The organism is Variovorax sp. P5_A3, assembly GCF_056400665.1.
The window spans coordinates 193,303-210,006 of record NZ_JBFUKW010000001.1 but is presented as its reverse complement, the minus strand read 5'-3'; the positions used below and the strand labels follow the sequence as shown (position 1 = coordinate 210,006).

The following is a 16,704-nucleotide window of genomic DNA, read 5'->3' as shown; positions in this document are numbered from 1 at the left end:
GCGGCGCGTCAGATGGCCGGTCCGGGCTGGCGGATCTGGCGGTGCACCGCGGGCAGGGCGGCCGGCGGCGGCGCGGCGGCGGTGGTGTCGTCGTGCGCTGCCATCTCGTCGGGCGGCTCCTTCATGCGAAACAGCTGCGTGAGCGCCGCGCGGTACTGCACCTGCCCGATCGAATTGGCGTTGTGATGCGATCCGCCCTCGACGAGCACGAAGAGCTTGGGCACCGTTGCGGCGTCATACAGCTTGCGACCCAGGGTCGGATTGATCAGGCTGTCCGCCGCGCCATGCACCACGAGCAGGGGCGCGCCAATGTCCTTGACCTTGCTGATCGCCTCGAAGCGCTGCGTGATGAGGGGGCCGAACGGCAGCCAGCCCCACTTGAAGCTGCTCACCACATCGGCGATGGACGTGAAGGTGCTTTCGACGATAACGCCGCTTTCGTCGTTGACGCGGGAGGCCAGGTCGATCCCGATCGCGCCGCCGAGCGAATGGCCGAAGATGTAGCGAGGCTGCTTGGGATGGTGGGCGGCCAGCCAGGTCCACGCCGCGTAGGCATCCTCGCGGGCCGAGTCTTCCGAAGGCAGACCCTTGGAGCTCTTTCCGAAGCCGCGATAGTCGATCGCCAGCACCGAGAACCCCAGTTCATGCATGCGCCGCATCCGCGGCGCCGAGCCGGCCACGTTGTAGCGCGCGCCGTGCAGGTAGAGCAGCACGGGGGTGTCGGGCGACTCCGGTGCACCGCCGAGCCACAGCCCGTGCAGCCGCGCGGGCTCGCCGGTGAGCGAGGACTTGAAGTCGATCCAGACGTCGTCCATGCCCTGGCTCATCGCTTCCGAATTGCCCCAGCTTCGGTCGCTGGGCTGGAAGATCCACTCGCGCTGACGCTCGTCGAGGGTGGAACACCCGCCCGCCAACAGGGCGACCACGGCGGTAGCGGATGCGAACAGAGTCCAGGATTTCATGAAGGCTGAAAGACAGGCGAGAGGGCCGGAAAGTTCAACGAAAGACTTCATGCAACGTGCGTGCCCGGTCCGCCGATGACGCTCGAAAACCCTTGGTTTCAACCTCAATCCCGGCCAAATGGGTCGAATTCCATTGCCGGACGCGCTTCGAGCGCCTTCAGTCGGCAGGTTGTAAGCGAAGGAAAGAGGGCGCCTATCGGCCGCGCATGAACAGCGCGTCGAGCTCGCGCACCGAGAGCTGGCGCCAGGTCGGGCGGCCGTGGTTGCACTGGTCCGAGCGCTCGGTGGCTTCCATCTGGCGCAGCAGGGCGTTCATTTCGTCGAGGGTCAGCTTGCGGTTGGCGCGCACTGCGCCGTGGCAGGCCATGGTGGAGAGCAGTTCGTTCTGGGCGCGCTGCACGACGGTGCTGGCGTCGTGGTTGGCCAGTTCCGCAAGCACGCTCCGCGCGAGTTCGACAGGGTCGCCGTCGGCCAGCGTGCCGGGTACGGCGCGCACGGCCAGGGTGCGGGGCGAGAAGGGCGTGATTTCGAGTCCGAGCGATGGGAGCACGGCGGCGCATGCCTCGGCCGTCGCCACTTCCTGTGGCGTGGCTGCGAAGGTGGCCGGGATCAGCAGCGGCTGGCTGGTGATCGCGGCACCGTCCAGCTGGGTCTTGAGTCGCTCGTACACGATGCGTTCGTGCGCGGCGTGCATGTCGACGATCACCAGGCCCTGGGTGTTCTCGGCCAGGATGTAGATGCCCTGCAGTTGCGCCAGTGCGCGGCCCAGCGGCCAGGCTTCGGACTCGGCGGGCGTGGCGGATTGCGGTGGCGCGCTGGGCGAGAAGGGTTGCGGCGCCAACGGTGCGACCCAGCGGGTGTCCGCGACCATGGGCGCTTCGGCCGGCGCTTCCTTCCGATAGGCCGGCCACATGGCTGCGGCATCGCCGAGGCCGCGCTCCGCTGCGAACGGCATCGCGGGTTGGGTCCATGACGCCGAAGCCGGCAGCATGCGCGGCTTGAAGAAAGGCTCTGCCGGCGCGTCGGCCGCGTCGCCGGCGCGTGGCGCGGCGAGCGCATCCTCGATGGCGTGGCGCACCGCCTGGTGCACTTCCCGCCCGTCCCGGAAACGCACCTCGATCTTCGTCGGATGCACGTTGACGTCGACCCGCGCGGGATCGATCTCGAGGTACAGCGCATACACCGGCTGGCGCTGCCCGTGCAGCACGTCCTCGTAGGCGCTGCGAACCGCGTGGGCGAGCACCTTGTCGCGCACGAAGCGGCCGTTGACATAGAAGAACTGCTGGTCGGCCCGCGAGCGCGCGGCATCGGGAATGCCGGCACGGCCTGTCACGCGCACCGATCCGGCGACGTGGTCCACCGCGACGCTCTGCGTGACGAAGTCGTCGCCGAGCGTATCGGCGAGCCGTTGATCGCGTGATGCGGCGGAGCGCCACTGCTCGACCAGCTTGCCTTCGTGCCACATCGAGAAACCAACCTCGGGCCGCGCGAGGGCGTGGCGGCGCACGGCCTCGATGCAGTGCGCAAGCTCCGTCGCGTCGGTCTTCAGGAACTTGCGTCGCGCCGGCGTCGCGAAGAAAAGCTCGCGCACTTCGATGGTGGTGCCGTTCGCGCGCGCGACAGGCCGCAACTCGCCGGTACGCCCGTCGAGCAGGAAGGCGGCGTCGGCACCGGCGAAGCGCGAGAGGATGCTCAACTCCGCGATGGCGTTGATGGCTGCGAGCGCCTCGCCCCGGAAACCCATCGTGCCCACGGTCTCGAGATCGTCGAGGCTCGCGATCTTGCTGGTGGCATGGCGGCGCAGGGCCAGCGGCAGTTCATCGCGCGGCAGACCCTGGCCGTCGTCTTCCACCGAAATGAGGCGCACACCGCCTGCGGACAACCTGACCGTGACTTGCCGCGCGCCCGCATCGAGCGCGTTGTCGAGCAGTTCGCGTACCACGGACGCGGGGCGCTCCACGACTTCGCCGGCCGCGATCTGGCTGATCAGCTCGTCGGGAAGTTCGCGGATCGGACGGCGCGCAGCCGGGTCGATGGAAGAAGGGAGGGCGCTCACACGGACATTCTAGGAGCGCCCCGGACACTGTCGTGATAATGCCCGCCATGGAAATCATCTCCTTCCTCATTGACTTCATCCTGCACATCGACAAGCACCTCGAGGCATTCGTGATTGCCTACGGGCCGTGGGTGTATGGCTTGCTGTTCCTGATCGTGTTCGTCGAGACGGGGCTGGTCGTGATGCCTTTCCTGCCGGGCGACTCTCTTCTGTTCATCGTCGGTGCGCTCTGCGGCGCGGGGTTGATGAGCGTCGGGCTGGCGGTGCCCATCCTGCTTGCGGCCGCCATCCTGGGTGACCAGTGCAACTTCAGCATCGGGCGCTTTTTCGGCCCCAAGGTGTTTCAGTGGGAAAGCTCGCGCTTCTTCAATCGCAAGGCCTTCGACCAGGCGCATGCGTTCTATGAGCGATTCGGCGGCGTCACCATCATCCTTGCGCGCTTCATGCCTTTCATCCGCACCTTTGCGCCGTTCGTGGCGGGCGTCGCGGAAATGAACCGTGGCAAGTTCACCCTCTACAACATCGTGGGCGCGCTGTTGTGGGTGGTGGGCATCTGCACTGCGGGCTACTTCTTCGGCAACCTGCCACTGGTGAAGGAGCACCTGGAGAAGATCATCTGGGGGTTGATCCTCATCCCGGGCCTGATCGCGATCTATGGCGCCTGGCGCGCCCGCGGCGCATCGGCAGCGCACTGAAGCACTGATTCGCGCCGTCGGACCTACGGCCGCGTGCGCGGCGGTACACGCGCCGACAACGGCTGCGGAACGTATGCCGGATCGAAATGGCAGCCGTTGCCGAAGCGGGCCTCGAATTCCCTGCAGCTCGCTGCGATGCTGGCCGGCGTCGGCTTGCGGCCGTTGTCGATCCAGTCGAGCAACGCGGCGAACAGCGTGGGGTATTCGGCATCGCTCAGGTAGCTGTGCTCGGATTCGCGGCTGAAGGTCTGCACCAGGAGGTCCGCCGTGCCTGCGCGTTCGCGGGTACCGCGATAGACCGATTCGAGCTCGACGAAAGCCGTCGGATCGTCGATGGCATGCAAGCCCAGCGTGGGCACATTCACGCGGCCGGTCGGATCGCTGTCGGCCGCCAGCTTGCGTACGCCGGCGGGGTCCGCGCGATAGCGCAGCACCGCGGCGTTGAGCGCAATGTCGTCGTTGGACCCGCTGTACTTCACGCCGATGTTGCCGAACGGGTTGCCTCCATCGAGCCGCTCCTGCACGAGATCGCGAAAGAGAAAGGTCGCCCAGTTCATGTTGCCGACGAGCGAACGTTCGGGAATGCGAATGGTCTCGAGGAGTTGCTCGAGATTCGCGCGCTGTTGCGCGGTCCGGTCCGCGGGCGCCTTGCGCACACCGGTGCACTCGTCGATGCGGCGTGCCAGCTCGGCTGAAGTGAGCTTCGAATCCCGCGGGAGGCCTTGCCACAGCGGATACGCAGGCTCGCTCGGCAGGGGATGGTTGTTGCACACGTACTGGTACACGACGCGCAGGTCGAGCCGGTAGTCGTAGGCCTGCGTGCCCCCGCCGAGCACGCCGCTGGTGAGCAGCACGCCGTCATATGGACCCTTGCGGCCATCGACCGTCGCATAGAGTTCGGCGGCCTTGGCCGCGACGCCGGCACCGTAGCTTTGTCCGTGCAACAGGGTGCGACGCGGGGTGCCGAAGGCCTGGACGAACCGTGCCCGCAAGCGCTCGGTGTCTTCGGCGGCCATCGTGACGCCATAGCCGCCGCGCCGGTAGGTCGAGCCGGCCCATGCGTAGCCGGCTTTCACGGTGATGGCCCACCGTTGAAGATCTTCCGTGGCGCGCGCCATTGAAGGTGCGCCGAGTTCCGGTCCGCCATGCGCATGCATCACCAGCACCTGGTTCCAGTCGGCGGGAATGGCGACCCAGTAGAAGGCACCCGCGCTGTCCTGGCCGCTGTAGCAGCGCGTGCCGTCAGGGATGCCCTTGGGACACGGCGAGGTGGCGGGTGGCGGCGAGGCGTTCGCGGCTTGCGGGCCCGGCCCGGCATTGCGGGTGGTACTGCACGCGCCCAGAACGATGGCCGATGCAGCGATGAAGGTTCGAAGGATGCTTTTGCTTTGTCTCATGCCGCGTTTATACGTTCACGGCACCATGAAAAAGCGCGCCCGAAGGCGCGCTCTAAGGTCACGGCCCAAGTTCCTTGCTCAGTAGCGCGGACCGTTGTTGGGGTAGTAGGTGTTGTTCGGGTAGTAGGTGCGCTCAGCGTTACGCTCGTCGACGCTGCGGCCCACCTGGTTGCCGATCAGGCCGCCGACGGCTGCACCACCAACGGTACTTGCGGTATTGCCGCCGATTGCATGGCCGATCACCGCACCGCCTACGGCACCACCTGCAGTGCCGAGTTGCTGGTTGGGGCCACCCGCGCAGCCGGCCAACGTGAGAACGCAAGTGGCGGCTGCTGCCGAAATCCAGAGTCTTGTCTTCATGATGTCCACCTTTCAGTGATTTGGTGAATTCATTCTCTGGAGATCGCTCTGCCGGGATGTAGGAGAGCGCCCCAGTGCGGTGCCCGAAAGGGCGGTCGCATCTTGCGCGAATGCAGCGCTCGAAGCCTTCGACCGTGTGCTTACCGCCATCCGATCGATCCCGGGGATCGCATCATGGTGATTGCTATAAAGCGACAACAAAATCGCCTGCGTGTCTTCGAGGAGCACTGAGGCCCGCAGGCTTCGTCATACTTGGCTCCTCACGACAACAAGGAAATCCATGTCAGCAGGCGGTTATCACGTGCATGGCCCGCACGACCACGAGCTCGAGCACGCTGGTGCGCATGGCGACTCTGATTCGGCTTCTACTGGCCGCAAGAGCATGACCAGCCAAATTGCCGTATGCACTGCTGTCATCGCCACAGTAGGGGCGATTTTCTCGTATATGGGAGGGCTCACTCAAGCCAACGCGGGCCTCTACAAAAACAACGCCGGCATGAAGAAAACCGAGGCTTCCAACCAATGGAACTACTTCCAGTCGAAGAGCACGAAGCAATCGCTGGCTGAGTTCGCCAGGGATACGTCGCCCGATGACCGCAAGGAGAACTGGCAGGCGAAGATTTCGCGGTATGAGCAAGAGAAGGCTGAAATCCTGCTCGTCGCACAGAGGCTGGAGGCCGAGGCGACCGATTGGGACCAGAAATCGGAGGCGCAAATGCACGAGCATCACCGTTGGGCGCAAGCCACCACGGCCTTGCAGGTCTCCATCGCCTTGGCTGCCATGGCCTTGCTGACACGGAGAAAGTGGTTGGAGTGGGGAATGCTTGCAGTCGCAGGCGTCGGCCTCGTCGTTGGCGCTCTGGCAGCGATGCACGTTTGAACGCAGCGCTCGAAGGGCTATGAAGCTGTTGGCAAGCTTGTTGGCTGGCGCGATGACGACCTATGTCGCGCTTGTCGTGGTCGTCACCCATCTTCTGTGGGCACGATGAGGCTGGCCGAAGAACTCCCCGAAGTGTTCGAGCGCTTCGGCCGCGTGTCGGCCCGTCGCATGTTCGGCGGCCACGGCATCTTCCACGAGGGGCGCATGTTCGGCCTTGTGAGCGGCGAGCGCCTGTACCTCAAGACCGACGAGGAGAGCCGAGCCACGTTCGAGGCGAAAGGGCTCGCGCCCTTCGAGTACATGCGCTCGGGCAAGCTGACGCCAACGTCGTACGTAGAAGCGCCGCCCGAAATCTACGAAGACCGCGATGAAGCGGCACGCTGGGCCCGCCTGGCCTGGGAGGCCGTCCTGCGCAAGGGCGGCGCGGCGGCGCGACAGAAGCCGGCTGCCGGGAAGATGGCTGCGAAGAAGGCGCCTCAGAAGAAGCCGGCCGCGAAGAAGGCGTCAGTGGCGAAGTCTGCTTCGAAGAAGCGCTCCGGCGCGAAGCGCTGACCCGCTGTGCCTGCTGGCGCCGCAGCGGCGCATGCAACTAATTGGACCCCAAGGAGACATCAATGACGGTCAAGCGTATGGACAACGTCGGCATCGTGGTGGAAGACATCGATGCGGCCATCGAGTTCTTCATTGAACTCGGTCTCGAACTCGAGGGACGCGCCCCGGTTGAAGGAGACTGGGCGGGTGGCGTCACTGGATTGCGCGGCATGCGCGTCGAGATTGCCATGCTGCGTACGCCGGACGGTCATAGCCGGCTCGAGTTGTCCCGCTTCCTCGCGCCGCCTGTGGTCGCAGACCATCGCAGCGCCCCAGTGAACGCTCTCGGTTATCTCCGCGTCATGTTCACCGTGGAGGATATCGACGATACGCTCGCCCGCCTCGTTGACCGCGGCGCGAAGCTCGTGGGCGAAGTGGTTCAGTATCAAGGCATGTATCGGCTCTGCTATATCCGGGGGCCCGAAGGCATTCTCATTGGGCTCGCCCAACAACTCGGGCAGCAGGCCTCCCGAGAGAATCCCATAGGACATGAACGTTGAGAACTGAGGAATTGACGTGTTGCCCGTTGCAGTAAAGCAATTCGTGCGTCGGACCCTCCTGCAGGCTCATCGCGACCGGCGCTGCCCCGCGCTGTGGATTGCGCCCATTCAGCTTGCTTTGGCAACCAGGTGCTCGACCAGCGACTGAGCGGAGGGCGAGAGTTCGGAGGCATTGCGAAAGCAAACGACGAATCGGCGCTCGGCCCATGACTCCGCCAGCGGAATGATGCGCACCGCGTGAGCCGCGTCTTTCCGCCCGACGACCTCTCTGGGCACAAGGCTGATGGCGAGGCCCGCCGACACGACACGCAGCGCGGCTTCGAAATTGCTGACGACGATGCGGTTGACCAACGTGTGGCCGAGTTCCGCGGCAGCGCGTTGAAGCGACTGTTGGACGGCGCTGGTGACCGGCAAGCCGACCTGTTCGAAGTCAAGCGTGTCCTCGAATCGCAGGCGCTTGCGTTGCGCAAGCATGTGGCCTTGCGGTACGACGACACAGAGATGGTCGCTGCGATAGCTGCGAGACTGGAGCGTGCCGAGGTCGACGGCATCCCAGCACACGCCCAGCGACGCCAAACCTTCGCGCACACCGCGCACGATCTCCGGGCTGATCCTCTCCTCGAGGTCGACTTGCGTTGTCCGATGCGCCGGCATGTTGAGGAACGCCGCGACATCTTCGGCCAGCGATTCCGTCATGGCCGATACGCTCGCCAGGACGCGGACTTTGCCGCGTGTTCCGGCCACATAACTTTCCATGTCGCGCGCAATGCGCGCCGCGCTGTCGAGCATGCTGCGGGCGTGCTCCAGCACAGTGTTCCCAGCTGGTGTGGGGATCACGCCATGGCGCTTGCGCAGCAGGAGCGGCGTGCCCACTTGGTCTTCCAGTTGTGCCAATCGCTTGCTGATGGCGGAGCCGACGATGTGGGCCCGTTCGCCGGCGCGGGCCATGTTGCCCGTTTCGCAGACTGCGACGAACAGGCGCAAAGTGGTGAGGTCGAAGTCGCGCAAGATATTCCGGTTCGGAACTGTAGAGTTCCTAAATGGCGAAGATTTATCGATCGGGAAATTCTAGACTTCGACGACCGCCAGACGCAAGCCGCGCTAGGCGAACGAACAAGGAGACAGTGATGATTCCCTCTTCCCGGTTGCCACGGCGCGCCGTGATTCGCGAGGTCGGGCTGCGTGACGGCCTGCAAAGCATCGCTCGCGTGGTGCCAACGGCCGCCAAGCTCGAATGGATCCGCGACGCCTACGCGGCGGGCCAGCGCGAGATCGAGGTTGGCTCCTTCGTCCCGCCGCGACTGTTGCCGCAACTGGCCGATACGGCCGAGGTGCTGGCCTTTGCCAGGACCTTGCCCGGCCTCAGGGCGTCGGTGCTGGTGCCCAACCTCAAAGGGGCCGAGCGAGCGATGGAATGCGAGGCGGAGTTCATGCTGTTGCCTCTGTCGGCCAGCCACGCGCACAGCCTCGCCAATCTGCGCAAGACACCCGACGAAGTTGTCGTAGACATCGCGCGCATCGTGGACGCGCGGGACGCCAAAGGATCCCGCACGCAGATCGAGGTCGGCATCAGCACGGCCTTCGGCTGCACGATTCAGGGACGGGTGGAGTCTGACGAGGTGGTGCGACTGGTCAAGGCGGCCATCGATGTTGGCGCCGATGCCGTGGGCCTCGCCGACACGGTGGGCTATGCCGATCCCGGCATGGTGCGCTCGTTGTTCGAGGCCGTGCTAACGGTCGCTGGCGACAAGCTCAACTGCGCTCACTTCCACGACACGCGCGGCCTCGGCTTGGCCAATGTCTATGCGGCGCTGGAGTTGGGCATCACGCGTTTCGATGCCTGCATTGCGGGCATCGGCGGCTGCCCGCACGCGCCTGGCGCCAGCGGCAACGTGGCGACCGAAGATGTCGCGTACATGCTCGCCAGCATGGGCATCGAGACCGGTCAGGACTTCGACGCCCTGCTGGCCCTTCGCCGCAAGGTCGAACACTGGCTGGAGGGTGAGACCTTTCACGGCACGCTCTGGCGCGCCGGGCTTCCGAAGACTATGAAACGGGAGCAGCACGCATGAGCGAAGCAACCCAGGTCGCGCAGCCGTTGAAGGGCTTGCGAGTCATCGAGTTCACGCACATGGTGATGGGGCCCACATGCGGCATGGTGCTGGCCGACCTCGGCGCGGAAGTGATCAAGATCGAGCCAGTCGCCGGAGACCACAGCCGTCGCCTCGTGGGCGCCGGCGCGGGCTTCTTCCCGATGTTCAACCGGAACAAGAAAAGCATCGGCATCGACCTGCATACCGAGGAAGGCGCCGAGACCGCGCGCCGCCTTGCCGCAACGGCCGACGTGGTGGCCGAGAACTTCAAGCCAGGCACGATGGCGAAGTACGGTCTGGACTACGCATCGCTTTCCAAAGTCAATCCGCGCATCATTTATGCAAGCCACAAGGGCTTCCTGCCGGGGCCCTACGATCATCGAACGGCGCTGGACGAAGTGGTGCAGATGATGGGCGGCTTGGCCTACATGACCGGTCGACCCGGCGATCCGCTGCGCGCGGGCACCAGCGTGAACGACATCATGGGAGGGTTGTTCGGCGCCATCGCCGTCCTCGGCGCATTGATCCAGCGCGGCATCACAGGCCGCGGCATGGAAGTGCAATCCGCCCTGTACGAGAACAACGTGTTCCTGATGGGGCAGCACATGCTGCAGTTCGCGGTCACCGGCAAGCATCCGGCACCCATGCCCGCACGAGACAACCCCTGGTCGGTATATGACGTCTTCACGGTCAAGGACGGCGAACAGATCTTCCTGGCCGCGGTGAGCGATGCGCAATGGTCGACCTTCTGCGAAGCCTTGGGCTTCCAGGATCTCAAGGCCGAGCCCGCACTGGCGACCAACAACGAGAGGGTCGCGCACCGGCCGCGCTTGTTGAAGGCGATCGGCGAACGCATCGCGCATCGAAGCGCGGGTGAGCTTGCGCAGGTGATGGAAAAGGCCGGATTGCCCTTCGCCCCAATTCGCAAGCCAGAAGACCTGTACGACGATGAGCACCTGCTTGCCACCGGCGGGCTCGCGAACATGCGCCTGTCCGACGGCCCGCGAGCCGGTGAGACTGTCAAGACCGCGCTGTTCCCGATCACGCTGGAAGGTCAACGCCTCGGCGTACGCTTGAGTCCGCCGAGGCTAGGGGAGCACACTACGGAACTGCTCGGACAACTGGGCTTTGGCCCGGACGAAATGGAGGGCATGCGGTCTAGAAACGTGGTCGCATAGAGCCACACACGTCATTCCCAAGATTCATGGAGACAACCAATGATCTCAACGCGAAGCTTCTCGCGCCGCTCGATTCTGGCCGCATCGGCCGCGATCGCGGCCGGCGCATGGCACGTCACCGCGAGCGCACAGTCCGGCACGGTCCGCTTCATCCTTCCGAACGCAACCGGTTCGGGCGTCGACGCCATCACGCGCGCTGCCCAGCCGGCATTGTCGAAGGCGCTCAACGCGGCCGTGGTGGTCGAGAACCAGCCCGGAGCAGGCGGGGTGGTTGGACTGCAGACACTGGCGCGATCGGCTCCCGACGGCAACACGCTGTCGATCGTGTCCAACAACGTGGTCATCCTTCCGAGTGTGCTGAAGTCGGTGCCCTTCGACATGCCCGGCGATTTCACGCCCATCGCAGTGATCGGCGCGACGCCGATGGTGTTGGTGGTCAATCCGGCCAAGGTGTCGGCGACGAACAGCAAGGAGTTCATCGCGCTGCTCAAGAGCAAGCCGGGTGCTCTGAATTTCGCGTCCGGCGGCAACGGCACCATCCTGCATCTGGCGACCGAACTCTTCCTCGAGCAGGCCGGCGTCACGGCCAAGCACATACCCTACAAGGGCGTCGGCCCGATGGTCACGGACCTGATCGGCGGACAGGTCGAGTTCGGCACCGCTGCATTGCCGAGTGTCCAGTCGCACATCAAGAGCGGCGCGCTTCGCGCGATCGGCACGCTTGGCGCCCAGCGCACGCCAGCCGCGCCCGAAATACCGACTTTCGTCGAGCAGGGGTTGCCCAATCTCGTGGTGGACGCCTGGTTCGCCGTGATCGGGCCCAAGGGCATGTCGGCGGACAACGTCAAGAAGGCTCACGACGCCGTGGCGGCAGCGTTCTCGGACCCAGCTGTCATGGACGCGATGGCCAAGCAGGGAAATACCATCCGTATCGGCACCTCCGCCCAGGCCCAGTCTGAATTCAAGAGCGAACTGGCAAAGTATGCGAGCCTGGTAAAGAAGGCAGGGATCGAGCCCCAGTAGGCTCGCGCCTGCCACGGGAGAATCCGGCCATGCCAGCCAGTTCCTCAGCAGCCAGCAGCGGGTCACTTCAGTTCGCGCCGGGCGTGCTCTTCCTGAGCCAATCGCCTGAAGTGGTGCGCCGCGGCCTCCAGGGCGAAGCGATCCCGCTCGATGCGGCGCTCCCGCTGCGCGACGACGTATCGACTGACGAGATCACGCCGCTGCCAATCCTCACGCACTACGACGACCAGCTCGGCCGTTACCCCTACACCGGCTTCCGGGCAGGTGACGCATCGCCGATCGGCACCGACGCCATCCGCAGCCATCGCATCGAGGTGGTGGTCGCCGGCAAGCGCTACGGCAAGGGCTCCTCGCGCGAGCACAGCCCGGCCGCAGAGAAGCTCGCCGGCGTGCGACTCGTGATCGCCGAAAGCTTCGAGCGCATCTATCGCCAGAACGCCGACAACATCGGCCTGTTCACTTCGACCGACTTCGGCCTGATCGTGCGCATCCAGGCGGCCGAAGCGATTCCGCTCGACGACCTCGTGGCGGGCCGCGATGCGCTGGCGGCGGCAATCCTTCGCAGCGGTGGACTGCTGCGCTTTGGCCAGCAGCACATGCGGGCCATCACGACCGTGGCGGACGCGGCGAGCGGGCGCCCGCGCACGCTGTTCGAGAAGATCGTGGCGCGCCACGCGCTGGCCACCGAACTCACTGAAGCGCATCCCACGCCGGGCGACGGCGCCTTCGTGCGGGCCGACTGGCGATTCATCCATGAGTACTACACCGGCATGGCCGCGCACATGCTGCACGCGAGCTTCGGCCGACCCCTGGCGCTGCGCGACCCGGCTTCGATCATCGTGTTCGAAGACCACACCTCCTATGTAAAGGAAAGCCCTGCGCATGTGAGTGGCGGCCTGGTGCCCAACGTGCAGCGCATGGTCGAGGCGCAGCGCGCGTTCGCGGCCGGCTACGCGCTGCGCACGCATCGCACGCTGAGCGAGGACGAGGCGGCCTCCGACGACGGCAGCAACGTGGCGGGCATCTCGCACGCGATGATGGCCGAGCACTACGCGCTGCCGGGCCAGTTGGTTGTCGGCACCGATTCGCACACGCCGCACAGCGGTGCGCTGGGTTGCGTAGCCTTCGGCGTCGGCACGACCGACATGGCGAATGCCTTCGTGACCGGCGCGGTGCGACTGACGGTGCCGCAGTCACTACGCATCGTGCTCGACGGCCGCGTGCCGGCGGGCGTGACGGCCAAGGACATCGTGCTGCACCTGCTGGCGCTGCCGTTCATCCGCCGCGGAGGCGGCGTCGGTAAGGTGTTCGAGTTCTGCGGCGATGCGATCGCCGGCTTGTCCACCGACGAGCGCGCCACGCTCACCAACATGACGGCCGAACTCGGCGGCTTCACCGGCATCGTCGCGCCTGACGCCGAAACCCTGCGCTTCCTGCGCGAGCGCCGCGGCGTCGAGTTCGTGCTCGAGCCTTGGATGCACAGCGACAAGGGTGCCACCTACGCGGAGACCCTCCACGTCGACTGCGCTGTCGTCCCGCCGATGGTCGCCCGCCCCGGAGACCCCGGCAACGGAGTTCCGCTGGCCGAGGTGCCGCCGGTACGCATCGACATCGCTTACGGCGGCTCGTGCACCGCGGGCAAACGCGAGGATTTCGACCACTACCACGCAGTCTTGCGGTGGGCCGCCGACCGCGGATTGAGGGTTGCGCCGCACGTGCAGCTGTTCCTGCAGTTCGGCACCACGGCCGTGCGCGACCACTGTGTCGCCCAGGGCTACATGGACGCGTTCGAGAAAGTCGGCGCGCGCATGCTTCAGCCTTCGTGTGGAGCCTGCGGAAACTGTGGCCCGGGAGGCTCGACCCGGATCGAACAGATCACGGTGAGCGCGATCAACCGCAACTTCCCCGGCCGCGGCGGCCCCGGCCAAGTCTGGCTTGCGAGTCCGCCGACCGTGGCAGCGAGCGCGATCGCCGGCGAACTCGTTTCCTTTGAAAACCTGAAGGAGCGCCACGCCTGGCCGGCCGCGAGGCCAATGAGTTTTTGATCTGCCGGCCTCATACGGTCAAGCTGGCAGCCTAAGCGCGTAGCTGTCGAAGTCCGCTTCGCGGCGCACTCCGGACGCTCGGTCCTCAATTTCGAAAGTTCAACCTGGCGAATCGCCGGAGTTCCGAGGCGTCACAACCACGGAGGAACTCGATCATTCCAGCCTGAGCGCGCCCAGTCGCGCAATGATCAGGTCGTGCAGCGTCTGCGCAGCGACCGACAGACTGCCTTCGCGGCGCCGGACGATATATACGGTGCGCCTCAACGCCGGCAGCGGCAGCGGTCTTGTCACGAGCGTCTCGCGCTGAAAGTGAAACAGCGTGAGTGCCGGCACCGCGCTGATGCCCAACCCAGCCTCGACCAGCCCCATCACCGTTGCGAGATGCTCCACCTCGAAAGTGGCGTTGAGTCTCAACGGATGCAGTGCCGCGTCCAGCGACTGGCGCACGCTGCTGTTGCGCGCCATCTGGATGAAGGGCCAGGGCGCGAGCTTCTTCATCGTCAGGCGCGGCTCCGTCGCGAGTGGATGGTCCGCGCGGCACACGAGGTGAAACCGGTCGCTGCACAGCTTGCGCGCCAACAGATCGCTCGCTGATGCCGTACCGGCTTCTGACGAAGCCAGAGCGAAGTCCGCCTGCCCGCCACGCAACTGCGCGATACAGGCGTCGGAAAGCGCATCGTGCAATTCGATGGCAATGCCCGGCCACGCCTGCTGGAACTCCGCAAGGATCGCCGGCAGCCAGCCGGCGGCGAGCGAGGGCAACGCGGCGACGCGCACGCGGCCCTTGCGCCGCTCGACGTGGTCGGCGAGGTCCCTGATCGCGCCGACCACGTCGTCCATCAGGCGACGTGCCGAGCCCTCGAACAACCGCCCTTCGGGCGTCAACTGAACGCTACGCGTGTCGCGGTCGAACAGGCGCGTGCCCAGCGCATCCTCGAGGCCGCGGATCAATGCGCTGAACGCAGGCTGCGAGAGATGGCAACTCTGCGCCGCGCGCGTGAAGTTGCACTGGTCGGCCAGCGCAAGGAACGCGCGCAACTGTCGCGTCGAGAGGTCGGGTGTCTTCAATGCAGTGATCCGCAATACGGATGAATCGATCCGAACTTTCGATTTTACGAATGGAACGCACCGGCCTAGAGTCCATCCTCATGAATGCCATCGACCGCCCCCCGCTACTGATCGGCTGTGCCGCCGGTTTCTCCGGTGACCGCACCGACGCCGCCGGGCCGGTGGTCGATACGCTCATCGCCCGTCTCGAACGAGGCCCCGCCGACCAGCGCGCCTTCCTGATTTTCGAAACCCTGGCCGAGCGCACGCTGGCCCTGGCGCAACTGCGTCGCCGGGCCGACCCCGAAGCCGGGTACGAGCCGCTGCTCGATGCGATGCTGCGCCCGGTGCTCGCACGTTGCCTTGCGCACGGCATCCGGATCGTCAGCAACTTCGGTGCAGCCAATCCGCGTGCCGCAGCCCGGCACATCGCGCGCATGGCGCGTGAGCTCGGCGCCGAGCCGCCCCACATTGCGGTGGTCGAGGGCGATGACCTTTCGGCGCCGGCGCAACTCGCGCTGCTGCGGGAACAACTCGGCGCGAGGATGGATGGCATTCGTCTCGTCAGCGCCAATGCCTACATCGGCGCCGAGCCGATCGCTGCAGCGCTCGATGCCGGCGCGCAGATCGTGGTGTGCGGGCGCGTGGCCGATCCGTCACTCACCGTCGGGCCGGCGATGTCGCACTTCGGCTGGCGAAGTGACGATTGGGAGCGCCTCGGCCGCGCCACCATGGCGGGCCATCTTCTCGAATGCGGCGCGCAGGTCTGCGGCGGCTACTTCGCCGATCCTGGCTACAAGGATGTAGCGGGCCTGGAGGCGGTCGGCTTTCCGATCGCCGAGATCGATGCCGATGGCCGCTGCACGATCGGCAAGTCGGAGGGCACCGGAGGCCTGGTGACAGAGGCCACCGTCAAGGAACAACTGCTGTATGAGGTCCACGATCCAGCCGCGTACCTGACGCCCGATGTCGTCGCCGACATCTCCGAGGCGGAAGTCCGCGCGGTGGGTGCGGACCGCGTGGCGGTCACCGGTGTGCGTGGCCATGCGCGCCCGACGCACTACAAGGTCAACGTGTGCCATGAGGGCGGCTGGCTGGCCGAAGGCGAGATCTCGTATGCCGGGCCGCGTGCCGAGTCGCGCGCCCGGCTTGCCGCCGATGTGCTGAAGAAGCGCCTGGACGGCCTCGTGCTGCGCGTCGACCTCATCGGCGCCGTCAGCGTATTGGGCGACGACGCCGGCCGGACGCTCGCGGCCACGCCCGACGCCGGCTTGCGCGACATCCGCCTGAGGGTCGCCGCAACGCACGAGGATCGCGCGCAAGCCGAGCGCCTCGCGCGTGAAGTCATGGCGCTCTACACCTGCGGCCCGGCCGGTGGTGGCGGGGTGCGGACCGCGCTCACGCCACGGCTCAACACGATCTCATGCCTCTTGCCGCGCGAGGCGGTGCCGGTGCGCTTCGCAAAGGTCGAGGAGGTGTCCGCATGAACAACGATATCGAGGTCGCCCTCTACCGCGCCGCGCACGGCCGCACAGGCGACAAGGGCGACCGCTCCAACATCAGCGTCATCGCATGGCATCCGGCCCTCTATCCGTTGCTGGTGGAGCAGGTCACGCCCGAAGCGGTGGCCGCGCAGTTCCAACATCGCGCGCCCGAGCGCGTGCAGCGCTTCCTGCTGCCCAGGCTCCACGCGATGAACTTCGTGCTCGATGGCGTGCTCGATGGCGGCGTGAACGACGCGCTGAACCTTGATACGCACGGAAAGGCGCTGTCCTTCCTGTTGCTCGATCTGCGCATTCGCGTTCCGCAGGAACTGGCATCGCTGCTCGTCGGCAGCGATGCGCACTGATTTCTCGATTTCACTTACCAACCCCTCT

At 65.9% G+C, this 16,704-nt stretch carries 16 protein-coding genes; 10 read left to right on the top strand and 6 right to left on the bottom strand.

The genetic code is table 11. From position 1 onward, the window contains the following. Nucleotides 1-8: 8 nt before the first annotated feature. Both AC1D3B_RS00910 and mutL read right to left on the bottom strand, forming a co-directional pair. On the bottom strand, nucleotides 9-962 hold the full coding sequence (locus tag AC1D3B_RS00910; protein WP_478188784.1) for an alpha/beta hydrolase: 954 nt from the start codon (nucleotides 960-962) through the stop codon (nucleotides 9-11). 193 nt (nucleotides 963-1,155) lie between these two features. Further along, a complete protein-coding gene (mutL, locus tag AC1D3B_RS00905; protein WP_478188783.1) occupies nucleotides 1,156-3,018 on the bottom strand; it encodes a DNA mismatch repair endonuclease MutL in 1,863 nt (620 codons plus the stop codon). A gap of 47 nt (nucleotides 3,019-3,065) precedes the next feature. Here mutL and AC1D3B_RS00900 point away from each other — a divergent pair, with 47 nt between their 5' ends. Further along, a complete protein-coding gene (locus tag AC1D3B_RS00900) occupies nucleotides 3,066-3,713 on the top strand; it encodes a DedA family protein (protein WP_478188782.1) in 648 nt (215 codons plus the stop codon). A 23-nt stretch (nucleotides 3,714-3,736) separates the two neighbouring features. On the opposite strand, the gene AC1D3B_RS00895 is transcribed toward AC1D3B_RS00900, so the two are convergent. Beyond that, nucleotides 3,737-5,110, bottom strand: a complete 1,374-nt coding sequence (locus AC1D3B_RS00895; protein ID WP_478188781.1) for a hypothetical protein — start codon at nucleotides 5,108-5,110, stop codon at nucleotides 3,737-3,739. Nucleotides 5,111-5,188: 78 nt separating this feature from the next. Beyond that, complete coding sequence (locus AC1D3B_RS00890) at nucleotides 5,189-5,470, bottom strand: glycine zipper domain-containing protein (RefSeq protein ID WP_478188780.1); 282 nt, start codon at nucleotides 5,468-5,470, stop codon at nucleotides 5,189-5,191. Nucleotides 5,471-5,750: 280 nt separating this feature from the next. Between AC1D3B_RS00890 and AC1D3B_RS00885 the strand changes: the two genes are divergently transcribed. The 3 genes from AC1D3B_RS00885 (at nucleotide 5,751) to AC1D3B_RS00875 (ending at nucleotide 7,441) form a co-directional block, all read left to right on the top strand. After that, nucleotides 5,751-6,350 carry a DUF4337 domain-containing protein gene (locus AC1D3B_RS00885; protein ID WP_478188779.1) on the top strand — a complete coding sequence of 200 codons (600 nt, stop codon included), beginning with the start codon at nucleotides 5,751-5,753 and terminating at the stop codon, nucleotides 6,348-6,350. 105 nt (nucleotides 6,351-6,455) lie between these two features. Then, entirely contained in the window at nucleotides 6,456-6,902 is a 447-nt protein-coding gene (locus AC1D3B_RS00880; protein ID WP_478188778.1) for a TfoX/Sxy family protein, read from the top strand. Between the two features lie 62 nt (nucleotides 6,903-6,964). Next, a complete protein-coding gene (locus AC1D3B_RS00875; RefSeq protein WP_478188777.1) occupies nucleotides 6,965-7,441 on the top strand; it encodes a VOC family protein in 477 nt (158 codons plus the stop codon). A 108-nt stretch (nucleotides 7,442-7,549) separates the two neighbouring features. On the opposite strand, the gene AC1D3B_RS00870 is transcribed toward AC1D3B_RS00875, so the two are convergent. Continuing rightward, complete coding sequence (locus AC1D3B_RS00870) at nucleotides 7,550-8,449, bottom strand: LysR family transcriptional regulator (protein WP_478188776.1); 900 nt, start codon at nucleotides 8,447-8,449, stop codon at nucleotides 7,550-7,552. Nucleotides 8,450-8,568: 119 nt separating this feature from the next. On the opposite strand from AC1D3B_RS00870, the gene AC1D3B_RS00865 reads away from it, so the two are divergent. Genes AC1D3B_RS00865 through AC1D3B_RS00850 form a run of 4 tightly spaced genes read left to right on the top strand, consistent with a single transcriptional unit; the run spans nucleotide 8,569 to nucleotide 13,780 of the window. Continuing rightward, a complete protein-coding gene (locus AC1D3B_RS00865) occupies nucleotides 8,569-9,513 on the top strand; it encodes a hydroxymethylglutaryl-CoA lyase (RefSeq protein ID WP_478188775.1) in 945 nt (314 codons plus the stop codon). Next, nucleotides 9,510-10,712 (top strand): CaiB/BaiF CoA transferase family protein, encoded by a 1,203-nt coding sequence (locus AC1D3B_RS00860; RefSeq protein WP_478188774.1) that lies wholly within the window; start codon nucleotides 9,510-9,512, stop codon nucleotides 10,710-10,712. Before AC1D3B_RS00865 ends, AC1D3B_RS00860 begins: the two co-directional genes overlap by 4 nt. 39 nt (nucleotides 10,713-10,751) lie before the next feature. Next, the gene (locus tag AC1D3B_RS00855) at nucleotides 10,752-11,735 is read left to right on the top strand and encodes a Bug family tripartite tricarboxylate transporter substrate binding protein (protein ID WP_478188773.1); all 984 of its coding nucleotides are present in this window, start codon (nucleotides 10,752-10,754) and stop codon (nucleotides 11,733-11,735) included. 29 nt (nucleotides 11,736-11,764) lie between these two features. Continuing rightward, nucleotides 11,765-13,780, top strand: coding sequence for an aconitase family protein (locus AC1D3B_RS00850; protein ID WP_478188772.1), 2,016 nt, complete (start codon nucleotides 11,765-11,767; stop codon nucleotides 13,778-13,780). A 153-nt stretch (nucleotides 13,781-13,933) separates the two neighbouring features. Here AC1D3B_RS00850 and AC1D3B_RS00845 read toward each other — a convergent pair whose 3' ends face one another. Further along, complete coding sequence (locus AC1D3B_RS00845) at nucleotides 13,934-14,848, bottom strand: LysR substrate-binding domain-containing protein (RefSeq protein WP_478188771.1); 915 nt, start codon at nucleotides 14,846-14,848, stop codon at nucleotides 13,934-13,936. A gap of 80 nt (nucleotides 14,849-14,928) precedes the next feature. On the opposite strand from AC1D3B_RS00845, the gene AC1D3B_RS00840 reads away from it, so the two are divergent. Both AC1D3B_RS00840 and AC1D3B_RS00835 read left to right on the top strand, forming a co-directional pair. Next, nucleotides 14,929-16,314, top strand: a complete 1,386-nt coding sequence (locus tag AC1D3B_RS00840; RefSeq protein WP_478188770.1) for an acyclic terpene utilization AtuA family protein — start codon at nucleotides 14,929-14,931, stop codon at nucleotides 16,312-16,314. Further along, entirely contained in the window at nucleotides 16,311-16,676 is a 366-nt protein-coding gene (locus AC1D3B_RS00835; RefSeq protein ID WP_478188769.1) for an AtuA-related protein, read from the top strand. The genes AC1D3B_RS00840 and AC1D3B_RS00835 overlap by 4 nt, the downstream gene beginning before the upstream one ends. Nucleotides 16,677-16,704 lie beyond the last annotated feature (28 nt).

Excerpts from the sequence above, each read along its gene's own strand:
- AC1D3B_RS00910 (WP_478188784.1), bottom strand. The coding sequence starts at position 962 with ATGAAATCCTGGACTCTGTTCGCATCCGCTACCGCCGTGGTCGCCCTG.
- AC1D3B_RS00900 (WP_478188782.1), top strand. The coding sequence starts at position 3,066 with ATGGAAATCATCTCCTTCCTCATTGACTTCATCCTGCACATCGACAAG.
- AC1D3B_RS00895 (WP_478188781.1), bottom strand. The coding sequence starts at position 5,110 with ATGAGACAAAGCAAAAGCATCCTTCGAACCTTCATCGCTGCATCGGCC.
- AC1D3B_RS00890 (WP_478188780.1), bottom strand. The coding sequence starts at position 5,470 with ATGAAGACAAGACTCTGGATTTCGGCAGCAGCCGCCACTTGCGTTCTC.
- AC1D3B_RS00885 (WP_478188779.1), top strand. The coding sequence starts at position 5,751 with ATGTCAGCAGGCGGTTATCACGTGCATGGCCCGCACGACCACGAGCTC.
- AC1D3B_RS00880 (WP_478188778.1), top strand. The coding sequence starts at position 6,456 with ATGAGGCTGGCCGAAGAACTCCCCGAAGTGTTCGAGCGCTTCGGCCGC.
- AC1D3B_RS00875 (WP_478188777.1), top strand. The coding sequence starts at position 6,965 with ATGACGGTCAAGCGTATGGACAACGTCGGCATCGTGGTGGAAGACATC.
- AC1D3B_RS00865 (WP_478188775.1), top strand. The coding sequence starts at position 8,569 with ATGATTCCCTCTTCCCGGTTGCCACGGCGCGCCGTGATTCGCGAGGTC.
- AC1D3B_RS00860 (WP_478188774.1), top strand. The coding sequence starts at position 9,510 with ATGAGCGAAGCAACCCAGGTCGCGCAGCCGTTGAAGGGCTTGCGAGTC.
- AC1D3B_RS00855 (WP_478188773.1), top strand. The coding sequence starts at position 10,752 with ATGATCTCAACGCGAAGCTTCTCGCGCCGCTCGATTCTGGCCGCATCG.
- AC1D3B_RS00850 (WP_478188772.1), top strand. The coding sequence starts at position 11,765 with ATGCCAGCCAGTTCCTCAGCAGCCAGCAGCGGGTCACTTCAGTTCGCG.
- AC1D3B_RS00840 (WP_478188770.1), top strand. The coding sequence starts at position 14,929 with ATGAATGCCATCGACCGCCCCCCGCTACTGATCGGCTGTGCCGCCGGT.
- AC1D3B_RS00835 (WP_478188769.1), top strand. The coding sequence starts at position 16,311 with ATGAACAACGATATCGAGGTCGCCCTCTACCGCGCCGCGCACGGCCGC.